Source organism: Sporosarcina sp. P3 (assembly GCF_002743415.1).
GTDB lineage: Bacteria > Bacillota > Bacilli > Bacillales_A > Planococcaceae > Sporosarcina > Sporosarcina ureae_A.
Window position 1 is genome coordinate 87275 of record NZ_PDZE01000001.1, and the last position, 14712, is coordinate 101986.

At 39.3% G+C, this 14712-nt stretch carries 19 protein-coding genes and 1 riboswitch; of the genes, 15 read left to right on the forward strand and 4 right to left on the reverse strand.

Going from position 1 to position 14712, the window contains the following annotated elements; genetic code table 11:
* Nucleotides 1-39: 39 nt before the first annotated feature.
* Entirely contained in the window at nt 40-2190 is a 2151-nt protein-coding gene (locus tag CSV61_RS00485) for a peptidoglycan D,D-transpeptidase FtsI family protein (protein ID WP_099637675.1), read from the forward strand.
* A 53-nt stretch (nt 2191-2243) separates the two neighbouring features.
* Here CSV61_RS00485 and CSV61_RS00490 read toward each other — a convergent pair whose 3' ends face one another.
* Nucleotides 2244-2693: an endolytic transglycosylase MltG gene (locus tag CSV61_RS00490; protein ID WP_099637676.1), complete on the reverse strand. Its 450-nt coding sequence runs from the start codon at nt 2691-2693 to the stop codon at nt 2244-2246.
* On the reverse strand, nt 2690-3049 hold the full coding sequence (locus CSV61_RS00495; RefSeq protein WP_099637677.1) for a hypothetical protein: 360 nt from the start codon (nt 3047-3049) through the stop codon (nt 2690-2692). The genes CSV61_RS00490 and CSV61_RS00495 overlap by 4 nt, the downstream gene beginning before the upstream one ends.
* Nucleotides 3050-3223: 174 nt before the next feature.
* Between CSV61_RS00495 and rpmG the strand changes: the two genes are divergently transcribed.
* From rpmG to CSV61_RS00520, 5 genes are all read left to right on the forward strand, one after another.
* The gene (rpmG, locus tag CSV61_RS00500) at nt 3224-3373 is read left to right on the forward strand and encodes a 50S ribosomal protein L33 (protein WP_029054517.1); all 150 of its coding nucleotides are present in this window, start codon (nt 3224-3226) and stop codon (nt 3371-3373) included.
* A 55-nt stretch (nt 3374-3428) separates the two neighbouring features.
* Nucleotides 3429-4013 (forward strand): 5-formyltetrahydrofolate cyclo-ligase, encoded by a 585-nt coding sequence (locus tag CSV61_RS00505; RefSeq protein ID WP_099637678.1) that lies wholly within the window; start codon nt 3429-3431, stop codon nt 4011-4013.
* Nucleotides 4006-4191, forward strand: a complete 186-nt coding sequence (locus CSV61_RS00510) for a YqgQ family protein (RefSeq protein ID WP_083030629.1) — start codon at nt 4006-4008, stop codon at nt 4189-4191. The genes CSV61_RS00505 and CSV61_RS00510 overlap by 8 nt, the downstream gene beginning before the upstream one ends.
* Before the next feature lie 123 nt (nt 4192-4314).
* Nucleotides 4315-6210: an LTA synthase family protein gene (locus tag CSV61_RS00515; protein ID WP_099637679.1), complete on the forward strand. Its 1896-nt coding sequence runs from the start codon at nt 4315-4317 to the stop codon at nt 6208-6210.
* Between the two features lie 65 nt (nt 6211-6275).
* Nucleotides 6276-7295 (forward strand): YqgU-like beta propeller domain-containing protein, encoded by a 1020-nt coding sequence (locus CSV61_RS00520; protein WP_099637680.1) that lies wholly within the window; start codon nt 6276-6278, stop codon nt 7293-7295.
* Nucleotides 7296-7397: 102 nt separating this feature from the next.
* On the opposite strand, the gene CSV61_RS00525 is transcribed toward CSV61_RS00520, so the two are convergent.
* The gene (locus CSV61_RS00525; RefSeq protein WP_029054522.1) at nt 7398-7580 is read right to left on the reverse strand and encodes a DUF2759 family protein; all 183 of its coding nucleotides are present in this window, start codon (nt 7578-7580) and stop codon (nt 7398-7400) included.
* A 158-nt stretch (nt 7581-7738) separates the two neighbouring features.
* Here CSV61_RS00525 and CSV61_RS00530 point away from each other — a divergent pair, with 158 nt between their 5' ends.
* Nucleotides 7739-8374 carry an MBL fold metallo-hydrolase gene (locus CSV61_RS00530; RefSeq protein WP_099637681.1) on the forward strand — a complete coding sequence of 212 codons (636 nt, stop codon included), beginning with the start codon at nt 7739-7741 and terminating at the stop codon, nt 8372-8374.
* A 57-nt stretch (nt 8375-8431) separates the two neighbouring features.
* Here the strand turns inward: CSV61_RS00530 and CSV61_RS00535 are convergent, their stop codons facing one another.
* Nucleotides 8432-8674 carry a DUF2626 domain-containing protein gene (locus CSV61_RS00535; protein WP_083030636.1) on the reverse strand — a complete coding sequence of 81 codons (243 nt, stop codon included), beginning with the start codon at nt 8672-8674 and terminating at the stop codon, nt 8432-8434.
* 343 nt (nt 8675-9017) lie between these two features.
* Here CSV61_RS00535 and comGA point away from each other — a divergent pair, with 343 nt between their 5' ends.
* From comGA to gcvT, 8 genes are all read left to right on the forward strand, one after another.
* A complete protein-coding gene (gene comGA, locus CSV61_RS00540) occupies nt 9018-10022 on the forward strand; it encodes a competence type IV pilus ATPase ComGA (protein WP_099637682.1) in 1005 nt (334 codons plus the stop codon).
* Nucleotides 10009-11061, forward strand: a complete 1053-nt coding sequence (gene comGB / locus CSV61_RS00545) for a competence type IV pilus assembly protein ComGB (RefSeq protein ID WP_158233738.1) — start codon at nt 10009-10011, stop codon at nt 11059-11061. Before comGA ends, comGB begins: the two co-directional genes overlap by 14 nt.
* Nucleotides 11062-11075: 14 nt before the next feature.
* On the forward strand, nt 11076-11387 hold the full coding sequence (comGC, locus tag CSV61_RS00550) for a competence type IV pilus major pilin ComGC (RefSeq protein WP_099637684.1): 312 nt from the start codon (nt 11076-11078) through the stop codon (nt 11385-11387).
* Nucleotides 11380-11829 (forward strand): competence type IV pilus minor pilin ComGD, encoded by a 450-nt coding sequence (comGD, locus tag CSV61_RS00555; protein ID WP_158233739.1) that lies wholly within the window; start codon nt 11380-11382, stop codon nt 11827-11829. Before comGC ends, comGD begins: the two co-directional genes overlap by 8 nt.
* Nucleotides 11822-12121 carry a hypothetical protein gene (locus CSV61_RS16525; protein WP_143561044.1) on the forward strand — a complete coding sequence of 100 codons (300 nt, stop codon included), beginning with the start codon at nt 11822-11824 and terminating at the stop codon, nt 12119-12121. Before comGD ends, CSV61_RS16525 begins: the two co-directional genes overlap by 8 nt.
* Nucleotides 12118-12552 (forward strand): competence type IV pilus minor pilin ComGF, encoded by a 435-nt coding sequence (comGF, locus tag CSV61_RS00560; protein ID WP_158233740.1) that lies wholly within the window; start codon nt 12118-12120, stop codon nt 12550-12552. The genes CSV61_RS16525 and comGF overlap by 4 nt, the downstream gene beginning before the upstream one ends.
* Nucleotides 12553-12714: 162 nt before the next feature.
* Entirely contained in the window at nt 12715-13221 is a 507-nt protein-coding gene (locus CSV61_RS00565) for a shikimate kinase (RefSeq protein ID WP_099637687.1), read from the forward strand.
* A gap of 134 nt (nt 13222-13355) precedes the next feature.
* Nucleotides 13356-13448: riboswitch (glycine riboswitch) on the forward strand.
* A gap of 162 nt (nt 13449-13610) precedes the next feature.
* Nucleotides 13611-14708: a glycine cleavage system aminomethyltransferase GcvT gene (gene gcvT / locus CSV61_RS00570; protein ID WP_099637688.1), complete on the forward strand. Its 1098-nt coding sequence runs from the start codon at nt 13611-13613 to the stop codon at nt 14706-14708.
* Nucleotides 14709-14712 lie beyond the last annotated feature (4 nt).

The following is a 14712-nucleotide window of genomic DNA, read 5'->3' on the forward strand; positions in this document are numbered from 1 at the left end:
AATTCTTATACATAAACATTCTAAGAAAGGAGATTCCTGTTGAAGAGAAACCAGAAAAAGGCGGAGCCGCTCAAAACGGGTCAACGTCAACATATTGCATTTCGAATGAATTTTTTATTTGTAGCGATTTTTGTCTTTTTTTCCTTACTCATTTTTCGTTTAGGTTATTTGCAAATCGTCAAAGGGGAAGATTATACACGCAGTCTTGAACGAACGGAGGAGATTGCAGTCAACACGAGCACACCGCGTGGTAGAATCTTCGATCGTTCTGGAAAAGTACTTATAGATAATGAAGCAAAAAATGCTATAACGTATACAAAAACATCCTCCACGACAACAAAAGAAATGCTGGCGCTTGCAAGAAAAATGGCCAAGTTGATAGATCAGGATACTCAACGTGTCACTATGGGTGACAAACGAGATTTTTGGATTTTATTGAACCCTGTAGAAGCAGCAGAGAAAGTACCGAAGAAAGAGCAAGCAGAGCTCAGTAAAGATGACAATAAATCTCAAAAAGATATCCAACGAGAGATTAACCAGCTGACGCGCGACCGGATCACAGACGAAGAACTAGCTACCTTGTCAGCGGAAGATTTGGAAGTGCTCGCCATTTACCGTGAAATGATGGCAGGTTACGCTTATTCACCACAAGTTATTAAAAGCGATGGCGTGACAGACGAAGAATTTGCCGTCGTGTCAGAAAGGTTAGATCAACTGCCAGGTGTCAATACAACTACTGACTGGGACCGAGTGAAAAAATCGGATAGTGCGATTCTAGGATCTACAACGAGTCCAGTAGAGGGTATTCCTCGTTCACACGTAAACTATTTCCTGGCGAGAGATTATTCGCGTAATGATCGCGTTGGGCGAAGTTATTTAGAATCGTATTATGAAGATTTACTGAAAGGTCAAAAGACGATTGTGAAAAATGTCAAAGATCGCACAGGAAAAGTGGTTGAGACGAAAACGGTAAAAGAAGGACAGCCTGGTAAAGACCTAGTGTTGACTACAGATACAAATTTGCAGAAGGCGCTCGAAGATGTGGTGTCCAATAAATTATTGCGTCTAAAACAAGGCCCGAATACGAGTGCGTTAGAATCAGCATTCCTTGTCATGTTGGACCCGAATAACGGGGAGATCTTGTCACTCGTCGGTAAGAAAGTAGTAAAGGACGAATCGACAGGACGATGGGCGATACAAGATTACACATATGGTACGTTTACTTCAGCATATGAAGTCGGATCCACAGTGAAATTGGCGACGATGCTTACCGGTTATAATGAAGGAGCCGTGAAAATCGGTGAAGTAAAAATTGACCAACCGATCAATATTGGTGGCCGATACAAACGGTCGTTGTTTAATCCGAATGGTCGAGTGGCATTAAATGATATTGCCGCTATCGGTCGGTCATCTAACGTATATATGTTCCGCATTGCGATGGGATTAGGAAAAGCAACATATCGACCAGGTCAAGGTTTGCCAATTGACAAGAAGGCCTTTGACACATTCCGTGAGAATTTTGCTGCATTTGGATTAGGTGTTAAAACAGGAATAGATCTACCTGGTGAATATACAGGGGTAACCGGTACTGAAACAATTCCCGGAAAACTTCTAGACTTCTCGATTGGACAGTTTGATACGTATACTCCTTTGCAGATGGCGCAATATGTTGCAACCATTGCAGCAGATGGCAACAGAATTGCACCGAAGATTTTAAAGGAGATTAGAGAACCTTCTCCGGATGGGGAGGTACTTGGGGAATTGATTGAGGAAACGCCCGTAAACGTGTTGAATCGTTTAAAAAACTCACAAGTGGAAATCGATCAAGTAAAGAAAGGTATGCATTACGTATACTATGGCGCGAACGGTACAGCTTCTGGATTATTAGCGGGAGCGCCATACACGGGAGCAGGAAAGACGGGTACCGCGGAATCATTTTATTATACGGGTAATAAATCCAACCCAGTTATTCCGACAATCAACCTATCTCATGTAGGGTACGCTCCTGCGGACAAACCGGAAGTTGCGTATTCAGTTATTGTCCCTTATATTTCAACGAATACAAAACGCTATCCATCCGCAACGGCAAGTGAAATTGCTAAAGAAGCACTCGATGTATACTTTGAACAGAAAAGACAGAAAAACGCAAAAGCAGACAATGCATCTCCGGATGTAAGAATACAGAAGTAATATAGCCAATCGATACAAAAAGACGAAAACCACTTGGTTTTCGTCTTTTCATATTATAAGTGTAAAAAGATTCCAGCAATTTCAGGAAACCGCATATCGGAGCGTAATTCGTATGTACCTGGTTTGATTTTTCGTGTATATTCATTTTCTATTATATATAGTTCAAATGCATCGGCATCTTGTATCAACTTCTCTTTTTTTAATTCACGTGATAACTTGGCGGGTGTAATGCCTGCTTTCACGGTAAAACGTTTTGTGATGATCTCATCCGCTTCATTTACAGCTGGAATCGTTTCTTGTTCGGATTCCGGTTTACGAATACTTTCTTTCCGCGACAATGTCTGGGAAATGGCTAGTTCTTTTTTTAGAATAGCTACTTCTTCTTTGGAATCAGCTAATTGTTTTTGTAACGCACCTTCAGTTGTTTGTTGCTGTACAAAATACAAAATACCGCCAGCTATCAAACAACCAATACCTACGGCGCGCAATATTTCCTTGATCATGACAACCGCACTCCTTTAGAATGTAGCACTTCCGTTACTTCCCTTTCACTGAGTGAAGCGCGTTTTGCAATCTCAGGGATGGTATAGCCTTGTTTGTGAAGTGAAGTAATTTGATTAACAATAATTGCGTGTATTGGTTTTTGAGGCGCTGCTGCACTGGGTTCTGGAGCAGGAGAAGCGACCATCAATTCTTCTTCAAGCAATCGCACTCTCTTTTTCAGATTACTTGTTTCATGATGAAGGCTGATTGATACGCTTTCCAACTCATCATCTATTGCACGAGTCTTATTTCCCACAAAAAATGAAAGAATGACAGCCAATACACCAATGCTAAGTAAGATTAAGGGGATATCCATACTATTTCCCTCCAAAATAACTAGATTTTCCTTCATAATACCATAAGCACATGATGAATGATATTTGAATATTTTTTGCTGTACAATGAATAAAACTATGGTATAATATATTAGTCGTATAAATCATGCTCATGTTTTACTTATATCTATAGCTATTGAGTGGGAGGGACAGTAATGCGCGTAAACGTAACACTCGCTTGTACAGAATGTGCAGAGCGTAATTATATTACTAAGAAAAACAAGCGTAACAATCCAGAACGTATTGAAATGATGAAATATTGCTCACGTGAAAAAAAGCAAACTTTGCACCGTGAAACGAAATAATCATTAAAACCAAAACCTGCTTCGGTTTTGGTTTTTTCTTACGGGAGGTAATACAGTGGAAAAGCAACATCTTCGGAAACAGGTTATACAGAAATTACATCAATTAACTCCATCTGATCACGAACGAAAATCAGCTATTATAACAGAAAAAGTTCTTGCTTCGGATGAATTTAAGTATGCAACGACCATCGGAATCACGTTATCCAGGTTTCCGGAAGTGGACACGCATCGTTTGATAGAAACCGCCTGGCAAGCTGGAAAGCGAATTGCGATTCCACGATGTATTTCTTCAACGAGAGAAATGGATTTTCGGGTGATCGATTCATTCGATCAAACAGAAGTGGTGTATATGGATTTAAAAGAACCAAGAATGGATTTGACAGACTCGGTAAGACCCGAAGAAATAGACTTGCAAATTGTTCCAGGTGTCGTGTATTCAGAGACTGGTTACCGCATAGGTTTCGGTGGCGGTTATTATGATCGCTATTTGATAAATTTCCCATTTGAAACGATATCACTGGCATTTGACTGTCAAATCCGCCATAATATAATGAGGGAGCCGCACGATGTTCCGGTGTCCTATATTTATACAGACGAACATATTATAGATTGTCAGAAAGCCCGTGAAACGAATGAATGAATTTTATGATGTGATGAAATTACTTAAACGTTTTGGTGTAATCATCTATACAGGCGATAAACGACAGGACAGCATGGTAATGGAATCTGAAGTAAAAGAACTGTATGACCACCAATTTATTGATCAACAAACATATATTCAAGCATTGCTTGTTTTGAGAAGAGAACAAACGAGCTAATAATTAACTAAAATATACGAACTACTCATTCCTCGTCTTATGTGAAACTTTTCACGCAGTCAAACGTCTAAATATATGATGACTATATAACAGTATCTAAACGAAACGAAAGGAAGAGATGGAATGAGAAAATTTTCATGGCCTAAGCATTCCGTACTCATTATCGCAGTAATCGCAACTTGGTTGACTACCTACATCGGGTATTTCACCAGTTTCAATATGAAAATCGATAATGCTATGCAACAATTTATTCTACTAATTAATCCCCTAGCATTTCTATTGTTTATTTATGGGGTTGCTTTATTTATTAAAAAGACGAAAACGCGTAACCGATATATTTTAGCAGTAAGTGTAATCACATCCTTTATCATGTTTGCCAATGCCGTGTTCTATCGTTTCTTTACGGACTTTATTACACTGCCTCTATTGTTCCAGACAAGTAACTTTGCAGATTTAAGTTCTTCAATCACTGAGAATTTGCGACTTCTGGATCTATTCTTTTTCACTGATGCCTTGATAATTTTAGTTGCTATACGCTTCTTTAAGCAAGGACCGATCCAAGAATCAAATCGTAAAATGGGACGTAAAGTGTATTTCGCAGCAGCCGCTACATTGATGATGTTCAACTTGGCACTTGCTGAAGCACAGCGCCCGCAGTTATTGACAAGAAGTTTTGACCGTGAATTACTCGTTAAAAACATCGGTACGTATAACTACCATTTATATGATTTATTCGTTCAATCCAAATCCCATGCACAGCGTACATTTGCTGATGGGACGGAATTGACGGAAATAGAGAACTACGTCAAAGCCAACCACGCACAACCGGATCCAAAAATGTTCGGTACAGCAAAAGGCAAAAACGTTATTATCGTTTCTCTTGAATCGTTACAGAACTTTGTGATTAACAATGATATGGATGGACATGAAATCACTCCATTCTTGAATGAATTAACAAACGATAAAGATACATTCTACTTTGACAACTTCTATCAACAAACTGGATTAGGAAAAACATCTGACTCTGAGTTTATCGTAGAGAATTCATTATATGGACGTAACGGTAGTGCGGTATTCTTTACGCACAGCGGTAACACATATAACTCGCTTTCTGAACGACTAGGCGAGAATGGTTATGCTACAAGTGTCATGCACGCTAACAGCAAGAGCTTCTGGAACCGCGACATTATGTACAAAGCACTTGAAGTACAGAAGTTCTATGATGTAGATAGCTACACAATCGGTGAAGACGAAGCAGTCAACTGGGGAATGAAAGATATTCCGTTTTTCCATCAATCTGTTGATTTAATGAAAGACATTCAGCAACCATTTGCTACACGAATGATCACATTAACAAACCATCATCCATTCGATTTGGATGAACAGGATAAATTAATTCCTGAATACACATCAAATTCTAACACGTTGAATAAGTATTTCCAGACGGTTCGATATATGGATGAAGCGGTTAAGGAGTTCTTTGAAGACTTGAAAGAAAGTGGATTGTACGAAGACTCGATCATTGTGATGTATGGAGACCATTATGGTATTTCTGAAAACCACAATAAAGCAATGGGTATGTATATGGATAAGGACATTACACCATTTGATAATGCGGAACTTCAAAAAGTTCCATTGTTCATTCATATGCCGGGGTATGGTGAAGGTAAGCAAATGCATGAGCTTGGCGGGCAGGTAGATATTCGCCCAACCATTCTTCATCTGCTCGGAATTGATACAAAAGCAGACATGCAATTCGGTTCTGATTTATTCTCACCAGATCGTGAACCATTCGTCATCTTCCGTGATGGCCGTCTTGTCACAGACAAAAATATTTACGCACAGGAAGTTTGCTATGATATCGAAACAGGAGAACCATCATCAGATGCAGCCCAATGTGAGCCGTATATTGAGCGTGCCAATACTGAATTAAATTATTCAGATACCATCATCAATGGTGATTTGCTTCGATTCAAAGAAAGACCAGATGGCAGTCCTGAACTAAAAGAAAGTAAATAACGTGATGAGCTGCACGGCTGCCTATGCCGTGCAGCTTTTTTTATTAAAGTAGAGGAAGTGAAAAAGTGAAGAGAATACTCGTCCCGTTAGCATGCTCAGTTTTTTTAATAGCATGTACGCAATCTGAAGATATTGAAACCGAAGAACAACCAGTAGAGAACGAAGTCGAACTAGTAGAAACTCTTACAGCTTCGCAAGATGAAATTCGTTTTGTCGTAGGCTGGTTAAATGAAACGGAGATTTTATTCGTCGACAACAAAGATACTGAAGACCGTCTGTTGTCGTTTGATTTGCAAACCGGAGACATACATACAATATTTAGCACGTCCGCAACAATCTCTGAAGTACAAGTTCATCCTTCTGCTTCGCAACTGCTAGTCAAAACAGCTGATGACTCAACGGAAGCCATCTTACATATACTTGATCATGCAGGTACTCCACTTAATGAAGTGTCGGTAGCATCCTCAGAGCTTGAAATACGGTGGAATGGTTCCGACGCTTCACAAATACTGATTACTGCTTTCTCTGATGACTGGAGTTACGAAATTTTGTGTTATGACGCTACTGACGATACATTGGTAGCGGTAGAGCTGCCTGATCCATTTCCTCATTGGTTAGGTACTGAAGAGTTGGTGTTTATAGAAGACGCTGATGTATTGAAACAATCACTGATTACAGGAGAGAAAACTCTACTTGCGAATAATGCCAACCAATTGTATTCAGCTACAGATCAAGTATTGATTGAATCATTTGAAGGTGAACAAATACGGTATGCAATAGTAAATTCGGCTGGAGAAGAGAAAAACTCTTGGCTTGTTGAAAATGATGGTTTTGTGATGGATCGAGCTGTTTTATTAAATGATAATACATGGATGATGACGGTTACTAATCAAACCGAGATGATGCCAACCAGTTTTCTTGTGAAGATAGAAGAGGGTAAGGAAGTGATGCGCCAGGAGTTGCCAGAAGGTGGGACACTAGATTGCGAAGGCGACAAGTGTCTGACGGGATATAGTCTGGATACTTGGATTGATATTGAGACCGGCGAGACGGTAAAGTGGTTAGAGATTGGGCGCGTGGAGTAATCTTTACTATAGAGAAGGGTACTTCATTACTGATCACTCTCGGAATCATAGCATAAAAAATAAGGACATCCCCAAAGAAGGGGTGTCCTTATTTTTTGGAACTTATTTGTGTAGTTGTGGTGGGTATCCAGAATATATGACAGTAGCGATCGTAAATCCTCCGATCACTACAACCGTAACCACATTGAAAACTATACTTAACAGATTCCGCTCTTTAAAAGCTTGGACCGTTCCAAAGACTGCTAAAATTGCAATCAATCCAAAAATGATGACTAATAAATTCATTGAGTAGACACTCCTTTCAACATTGAAAAAATGAATGCCATAAAGCGATATTCCTCTTCTATTGTACTGTTAATGAATCGTTTTGTCGAGATTAAATAATGACGATTATTTGAAGTTTGTGTCCATATTCATTAATATTAGACAAAGAGGTGAATTAAATGAGGATACATATACATCCATTAGGTCCAATTCAGACGAATTGTTACATAGTGGAAGACGAAAAGAAAAATTGTTTACTATTTGATCCGGGTGAAGATGGTGAGGCATTATTATCGGAGATACGAAAGTTATCGCTGAAGCCTGTCGCTATTTTACTAACGCATGCACACTTTGATCATATTGGGGCGTTGGAAAAGATCCGAACGGTTTATGAAATTCCCGTATATTTGCATGTGGCGGAAAAGAAATGGCTTGCAAGCCCCGAGTTAAATGGTTCAGCTAAGTATCCAGTATTTCCTGACGTCATTTGTAATCCTGCTGACGTGCTGCTCCACGATGAAAAGCAATTGGAAATAGGTCCATTTAAAATGGAGACGCGTCATGTACCAGGACACTCCCCAGGAAGCGTTTGTTATATCTTTGAAGAAGAAGGGTTCGCAATCGTAGGAGATACACTGTTCCAAGGTAGCGTCGGTCGTACCGACTTGCCAGGCGGCGATACGGAAACGTTGCTTAAAGCAATTCACGAGCAGTTATTGACGCTTGATGACGAAATAGTAATTTACCCAGGGCACGGACCTGCGACAACACCAGGAATCGAAAAAGACCAAAATCCATATTTGCATGGATTTTGATCAAATAGCATACAAAAAAACAGCTTTCCATTGTGGAAGCTGTTTTTTGTGTGCGGATTAGTGTCCTCCGCCAGGTACGTGAATGAAAATTGAATAGTAACTGAAACCAACCATGAAGATCATCAGGTATGCTCCGAATAAGTAAATATACATACGCTCTGAAAGCTTCAAGTATCCAAGTAGAATAAAGAAGATTGTGCCTGCTACCATAAGTAAAGCAGCTGGAATCATATTTCCTACATAGAACATTACCGCAAAAATACCTGACCAGAATCCTAAAAGTTTAAACATATTATCCATCTAAGAATCCCTCCTTCACAACATTACAATAAGCTCTTATCCATTATAATAGAACGTCAGCCTAAAAGTAAACTCCAATCGATTTCACATTGTGTCAAAAGAGTGTACTTGTACGAACGGATTAAGATAGTAGCTGATTACAGTATAACAGAACCTGTGATAAAAATAATATGAAAATTGAATTTTGCTATCGAATTACCGTAAAGAAATGAATTATGATTCCATATCCACTATGAAAAATGAATTCACACAAATGTAATGCATTTTCAAACAATTTAATTCCCGTATATACTTTTTTCAAGATAAAAAGTGGTCTTTTGTCGAATGGAGAAAGGAGAGAACTATGGAAACTGAAAAGAACCCTATAGAAAGAACTTGTGTACAACTGCTTGAGAAAGCTATTAAGTCTGAAGCGACAGATATTCATTTTGTGCCTACGTCAGAAGGATATGACGTGGCGATTCGCAAAGACGCGCATTTTTCGAAAATCGGTCAATATCCTCATACATTAGGTGGTCGATTAATTTCATTTTATAAATTTTTATCTTCTTTGGATATTAGTGAACAACGTCGTCCACAAAGCGGTTCCTTTCATCGGTCCTTTTTCGACTGCAACTTCTCTTTTCGCGTCTCGACGATTCCATCTATTCAATTGAGGGAAAGTGTGGCGATCCGCATTCAGAAACATGATAAAATTGTGCCGCTCAACCAACTATGTCTCGATCCTGAATGGACGCAGCAATTGGCTGAAGCCGCTGCTTGCAAACAAGGATTATTTCTTGTCACTGGACCTACGGGTTCTGGTAAAACGACTACATTATATTCTTTGACATCCCATTGTGTATCCAAACTCAAGCGTCACGTCATTTCGCTCGAAGATCCTGTAGAAAATAATCATAGTCACTTATTACAAATTCAAGTGAATGAACGTTCTGGAATTACGTACTCTGCAGGATTGAAAGCAATTTTACGCCATTCTCCTGATGTCATCATGATTGGAGAAATACGTGATGCAGAGACAGCCAAAATTGCAGTAGAAGCAGCGTTGACTGGACACTTAGTTCTTAGCACAATCCATGCAAAAGATCCTGTAGGTTGCTTATATCGTTTACTGGACCTCGGCATTCATGTAGAAGAGCTTAGACAGACCGTTATCGCGATATCCGCTCAGCGATTGATAACACAACAGTCTGGAGAGACGGCAGCGGTTTTTGAAATATTGCAGGAGTCAGATCTGCAATTAGCTACGGAATCAATGGTGAATGGTCTGCGGTTTTCGACTCCTATTCACAAGAAAATTGAAACACAGCAAGCTTTGTATGAAAAGGTGCTATATGATACGGATTAAATTATTCCAATCTGCTTCCGATAAGAAATTGATAAAGCCAGCGGAGTTTTTAGTAAGACTCTCAGCGCTGCTTCAAGAAGGATATACCTTTCATGAAGGACTGATTCTCATATTGCCTTATCATACGAAAGAGTTTGAAGAGAAACTTCGGCAAGTAGAAGATGAGTTGAAAATGGGGTATGGTGTTTCGCATATTTTAAAGAGTTTAGGTTTCCGTAAAAGTATGATGTTGCCAATTATTATAGCAGAAGTAGACGGCAACTTGATACGCGCGTTGAAAGAAGTGGCGGACCGTGTCAATCGGAAGACGGAAAAGCAGAAACAGATACGAAAGCTATTGGCGTATCCAAGTGTTTTGTTTTCTTTTTTACTAATTTTATTAATTGCATTTCGACAATTTTTCTTACCGAATTTCGAAGCATTAACTGTAATACGGGCGAATAACGAAAGTGGGATTGTTCAATTCTTACCAAAGCTTGTCTCTTCCATACCGGATCTGTTGCTTACCGCATCCATTATATTTGTTGTTGGTTTTCTATTAGTCCGAATGTGGTTAAAAAGGTTGTCTTCTCTTGAAGTTTTACATTATGTACTAAAAGTCCCCGGCATCAATACTTTCTATAGTGAAATGAAAACTAGGGATTTTGCCAATGAGCTCGGAAGTTTATTGCAGTCAGGTCTTTCCATGCAAAGCGCATTAGCTGTCCTATCGGAGCAAACGGAAGATCCTATATTATCGGTAATCACTAATGAATTAAGCGGGCATGTTATGTATGGTGAATCTTTACATGAAGCAATTCATTTAACAGATGGTTTATCATCACGTCTGGCAGATTTTGCAAAACACGGGGCAAATACTGGTTACTTACCGAAAGAACTTTTGCTGTATGGCGAACACACGAATGAACAGTTGGAGGAAAAGATCAATCAATGGTTATCGATCCTACAGCCTGCCTTATTTGGCGTTCTCGCAGTTTGTATTTTATTGTCCTACTTATCTATTTTATTGCCTGTTTATAAAATGATCGACAGTATTTAAAAGGAGGAAAAGAATTGCTGAAGAATGAAAAAGGTTTTACGTTAATTGAAATGATGATCGTGCTATTGATCATTACTGTGTTGATCTTAATCGCAATCCCGAACGTCACAAAGCATTCTAAATCGATAGATGAAAAGGGCTGTGAAGCATATGTCAAAATGGTAGAAGGCCAAGTGCAAGCATATAAAATGGATAAAAAAACAATTCCGTCGATTACAGCGTTAACAACAGATGGGTATTTACCAGAAAATCCAGCATGTCCGAACGGTAACGCGATTTCAATTGCAGGAGACGGTAAAGTGACGGCGTCAAATGGTGGTGGATAAGAAAACTGTCAAAGATCAGCAAGGGTTTACTTTCTTGGAACTTTTGCTTGTTCTGTCTATTACGATGATTTTAACAGCCGTTATTCTTCCATTTAGTGATCAACGCCTGCAAAGAATAAGTGAAGAAGATGCGTTGAAACAATTCATGACAAAGGTTCATGAAACGCAATTATATGCGATCACAAATCAGCAAAGAGTCACTTTGAGATTTGAAGAAGATGGAAGAATTTACAAAGCGATTTTAAATGATATGTTTGAAGTATTGCACGGGGAATTTCCTGAAGGGATGCGCCGGACGAAACAATCTACACTTCAAAGATTAGATTTTGCTGAAACAGGTTATTTGACTACTACAGGCAAGATGTTTTTTTCTACACAAAGCAAAGGGATTATATCAATTTCATTCCAATTTGAAAGAGGAAGGATAATCATCAATGAATGAAAAAGGGCAATCGTGGCCAGAAGCTATGTTGTCCCTGGTCATCATCATGGTGATTTTCTCATCTCTTTTGCCATTGGCTACTACCGTTACATCATCCGTCATGGCGAAAAAGCAAGCGATGATCGCAGCTCAAACTACCTATCAAGCGGCTATTTTGTATAAATCGTCGGGACAAACAACGGGATACAGATCTCATGAGGATGTGCACTATCATTGGAAAGTTAGTGATCAACAGATTTGCGTTGCATATGAAATACAACAAATTGAACATAATAAATGTGTGAATCTATGAAGAAAACGAATGAAAAAGGATATTCATTAGTTGAGAGTATTGTTCATTTACTTATATTCATGATGTTGATTCAATTTGCGGTACTATTTTTTTACTGGCAAGCACCCACAGAAAAAGTCTATCAAGGGGACCTATTAGGTGAATGGGAGTTATTTTCTTTGGAATTACAAGAGTTATTGGAAGAAGTAAGTGTAGTGGAGGAAGTGAAACCTACGCGCATCACGTTTCATACGGAAAGAGGAATCATAACTATTCAGCAATACAATAAAATGCTTCGTAAAGTGGTCGATGGAACAGGTCATGTCCCTTTATTAATGAATGTAAATTCCAGTACATTTACTGTGAAAGATAGCGAATTGAAGCTTACTGTCGAAATGCAGGATGGGATGCGAAAAGAAAGGACGTTTGCTATTGGTTTATACCAAGAATGAGATGGGAGGATCATTTATTTTCGCGATTGTTTTATTATTTTGCGTAAGTCTCTTTCTTTTCTCCCTCGTTTCATGGCATGATAGTATCTACAGAATATACGACTGGCTCGAAACCTATTATGAGCATAAAGCAGTTGAATTAATGAAACGGGATGGATGAAAATGAAAAGGATTTATTTAGTGGGATTTATGGGATGTGGAAAAAGCGCAATCGGTAAACGGCTGCATACGTTGACAGGTATTCCGTTCTTTGACATGGATCATGAAATTTCAGAACAAATGCAGATGACGATTCCTGAAATATTTGATCAGTACGGTGAGTTATATTTTCGACAGTTAGAGACAGAATTCCTTGAAAAATTCCCTGAAGAATATTGTATTGTAGCGACTGGTGGAGGCGTTGCAGTAAAAGAAGAAAATATTCAACTGATGCGCGAAACAGGCATCGTATTTTTCCTCAATGCATCATTCCGTGATATTTGGCGAAGAATCTCGACTGATATCAATCGTCCAATTGTACAGCAATCTTCGCGGCAAGAATTAGAAGCTCTTTATAAAAAACGCAAGCCGAAGTATTTACATTCTGCTCATTTCACAGTGGAGACAACGGGCAAGTCTTTAACAGATATTGCGGAATATATTATCTTTCAAATCGAAAGATATCAATAACTCATTACAAAAGCGAATGATATAGTTTGTAGTTAAATTATCATTCGCTTTTATCTACTTTTAATAAATAGATTGCGCTTACTTATGTAAAATGTTAAGATATCAGTGAAGAAAAAATTAATTGAATCATGCGAATGATTGTATGGGGAGAGCGCGCATTAGGCGCCGCCGAAGGAGCAAGTAACGAAAGTTATGAATCTCTCAGGTAACAAAACGCATACATGACGCATCTCTGGACAGTGCTGAGTCATCAGCGGCCGAAGGAAGTATGGAAACTGTAAAGTTTTCGGCAAAAGGACAGGGGTTCTCTTTTATAGGAGACTCCTGTCCTTTTTTTGATGAATTACATACTGATCATTCCTTGATCAGGACAAAAAGGAGGAAACAGTTTGACGAACCAATTATTACGTACACCGCTATTTGAAAGTTATAAAGAGTACGGGGGTAAGACGATCGACTTTGGCGGCTGGGAATTACCTGTGCAGTTCTCTAGTATTAAAGCAGAACACGAAGCCGTTCGTACAAAAGCTGGTTTGTTTGATGTCTCGCATATGGGAGAAGTGTTTGTTAGTGGTAGCGGGGCACTCGACTATTTGCAGAAGCTTGTGACGAATGATGTTTCCAAACTGAAGATCGGCCAAGCGCAGTATACAGTGATGTGTAACGAGCAAGGTGGAACAATCGATGACTTCTTAATTTATAAATTGGAAGAAGAGCGCTATTTATTAGTCGTCAATGCATCGAATATCGAAAAAGATGTAGCTTGGATGAATGAGCAAAAACTCGACCATGTCGTCATCGATAACCAATCTTCCAACTACGCGTTACTTGCACTGCAAGGCCCGGTGGCGGAGTCGGTATTACAGAAACTGACCGATGGGCCACTCGAAGAGATCAAGTTTTTCCGTTTTAAAGAACATGTTCAAGTAGCCGGAGAAGATGTACTCGTTTCACGTACTGGTTATACAGGAGAAGATGGATTTGAAATCTACGGTACACCGGAAGCGATCCAGAACTTGTGGGCAAAGATTTTGCAAGAAGGTAAAGAAGAGGGCGTTGTACCTGCAGGGCTTGGTGCGCGTGACACATTGCGCTTTGAAGCGGGACTACCACTTTACGGTCAAGAACTGAGAGAGGACATTTCTCCATTAGAAGCAGGACTTGGCTTCGTCGTAAAAGTGAATAAAGAAGATTTCGTTGGTAAAGATATTCTTGTGAAACAAAAGGAACAAGGCGTGGAACGTAAGCTTGTCGGACTTGAGATGATCGATAAAGGAATTCCACGTACTGGTTATAAAGTATTTAATGGTGACAAAGAGATCGGTGAAGTCACAACGGGTACACAGTCACCAACGTTAAAGAAGAATATCGGTTTTGCGCTTCTATCTACAGAGTTCGCAGAGCTCGGCACAGAAGTTGAAGTGGAAATCCGTACGAAACGTCTTAAGGCAAAAGTCATTGCAACACCTTTCTATAAAAGATCATAAGTGA

What these genes read in the sequence shown, in the direction of transcription:
- CSV61_RS00490 (WP_099637676.1), bottom strand. Translation starts at nt 2,693, where the DNA reads ATGATCAAGGAAATATTGCGCGCCGTAGGTATTGGTTGTTTGATAGCT.
- CSV61_RS00495 (WP_099637677.1), bottom strand. Translation starts at nt 3,049, where the DNA reads ATGGATATCCCCTTAATCTTACTTAGCATTGGTGTATTGGCTGTCATT.
- rpmG (WP_029054517.1), top strand. Translation starts at nt 3,224, where the DNA reads ATGCGCGTAAACGTAACACTCGCTTGTACAGAATGTGCAGAGCGTAAT.
- CSV61_RS00510 (WP_083030629.1), top strand. Translation starts at nt 4,006, where the DNA reads ATGAATGAATTTTATGATGTGATGAAATTACTTAAACGTTTTGGTGTA.
- CSV61_RS00515 (WP_099637679.1), top strand. Translation starts at nt 4,315, where the DNA reads ATGAGAAAATTTTCATGGCCTAAGCATTCCGTACTCATTATCGCAGTA.
- CSV61_RS00525 (WP_029054522.1), bottom strand. Translation starts at nt 7,580, where the DNA reads ATGAATTTATTAGTCATCATTTTTGGATTGATTGCAATTTTAGCAGTC.
- CSV61_RS00530 (WP_099637681.1), top strand. Translation starts at nt 7,739, where the DNA reads ATGAGGATACATATACATCCATTAGGTCCAATTCAGACGAATTGTTAC.
- CSV61_RS00535 (WP_083030636.1), bottom strand. Translation starts at nt 8,674, where the DNA reads ATGGATAATATGTTTAAACTTTTAGGATTCTGGTCAGGTATTTTTGCG.
- comGA (WP_099637682.1), top strand. Translation starts at nt 9,018, where the DNA reads ATGGAAACTGAAAAGAACCCTATAGAAAGAACTTGTGTACAACTGCTT.
- comGB (WP_158233738.1), top strand. Translation starts at nt 10,009, where the DNA reads ATGATACGGATTAAATTATTCCAATCTGCTTCCGATAAGAAATTGATA.
- CSV61_RS16525 (WP_143561044.1), top strand. Translation starts at nt 11,822, where the DNA reads ATGAATGAAAAAGGGCAATCGTGGCCAGAAGCTATGTTGTCCCTGGTC.
- comGF (WP_158233740.1), top strand. Translation starts at nt 12,118, where the DNA reads ATGAAGAAAACGAATGAAAAAGGATATTCATTAGTTGAGAGTATTGTT.
- CSV61_RS00565 (WP_099637687.1), top strand. Translation starts at nt 12,715, where the DNA reads ATGAAAAGGATTTATTTAGTGGGATTTATGGGATGTGGAAAAAGCGCA.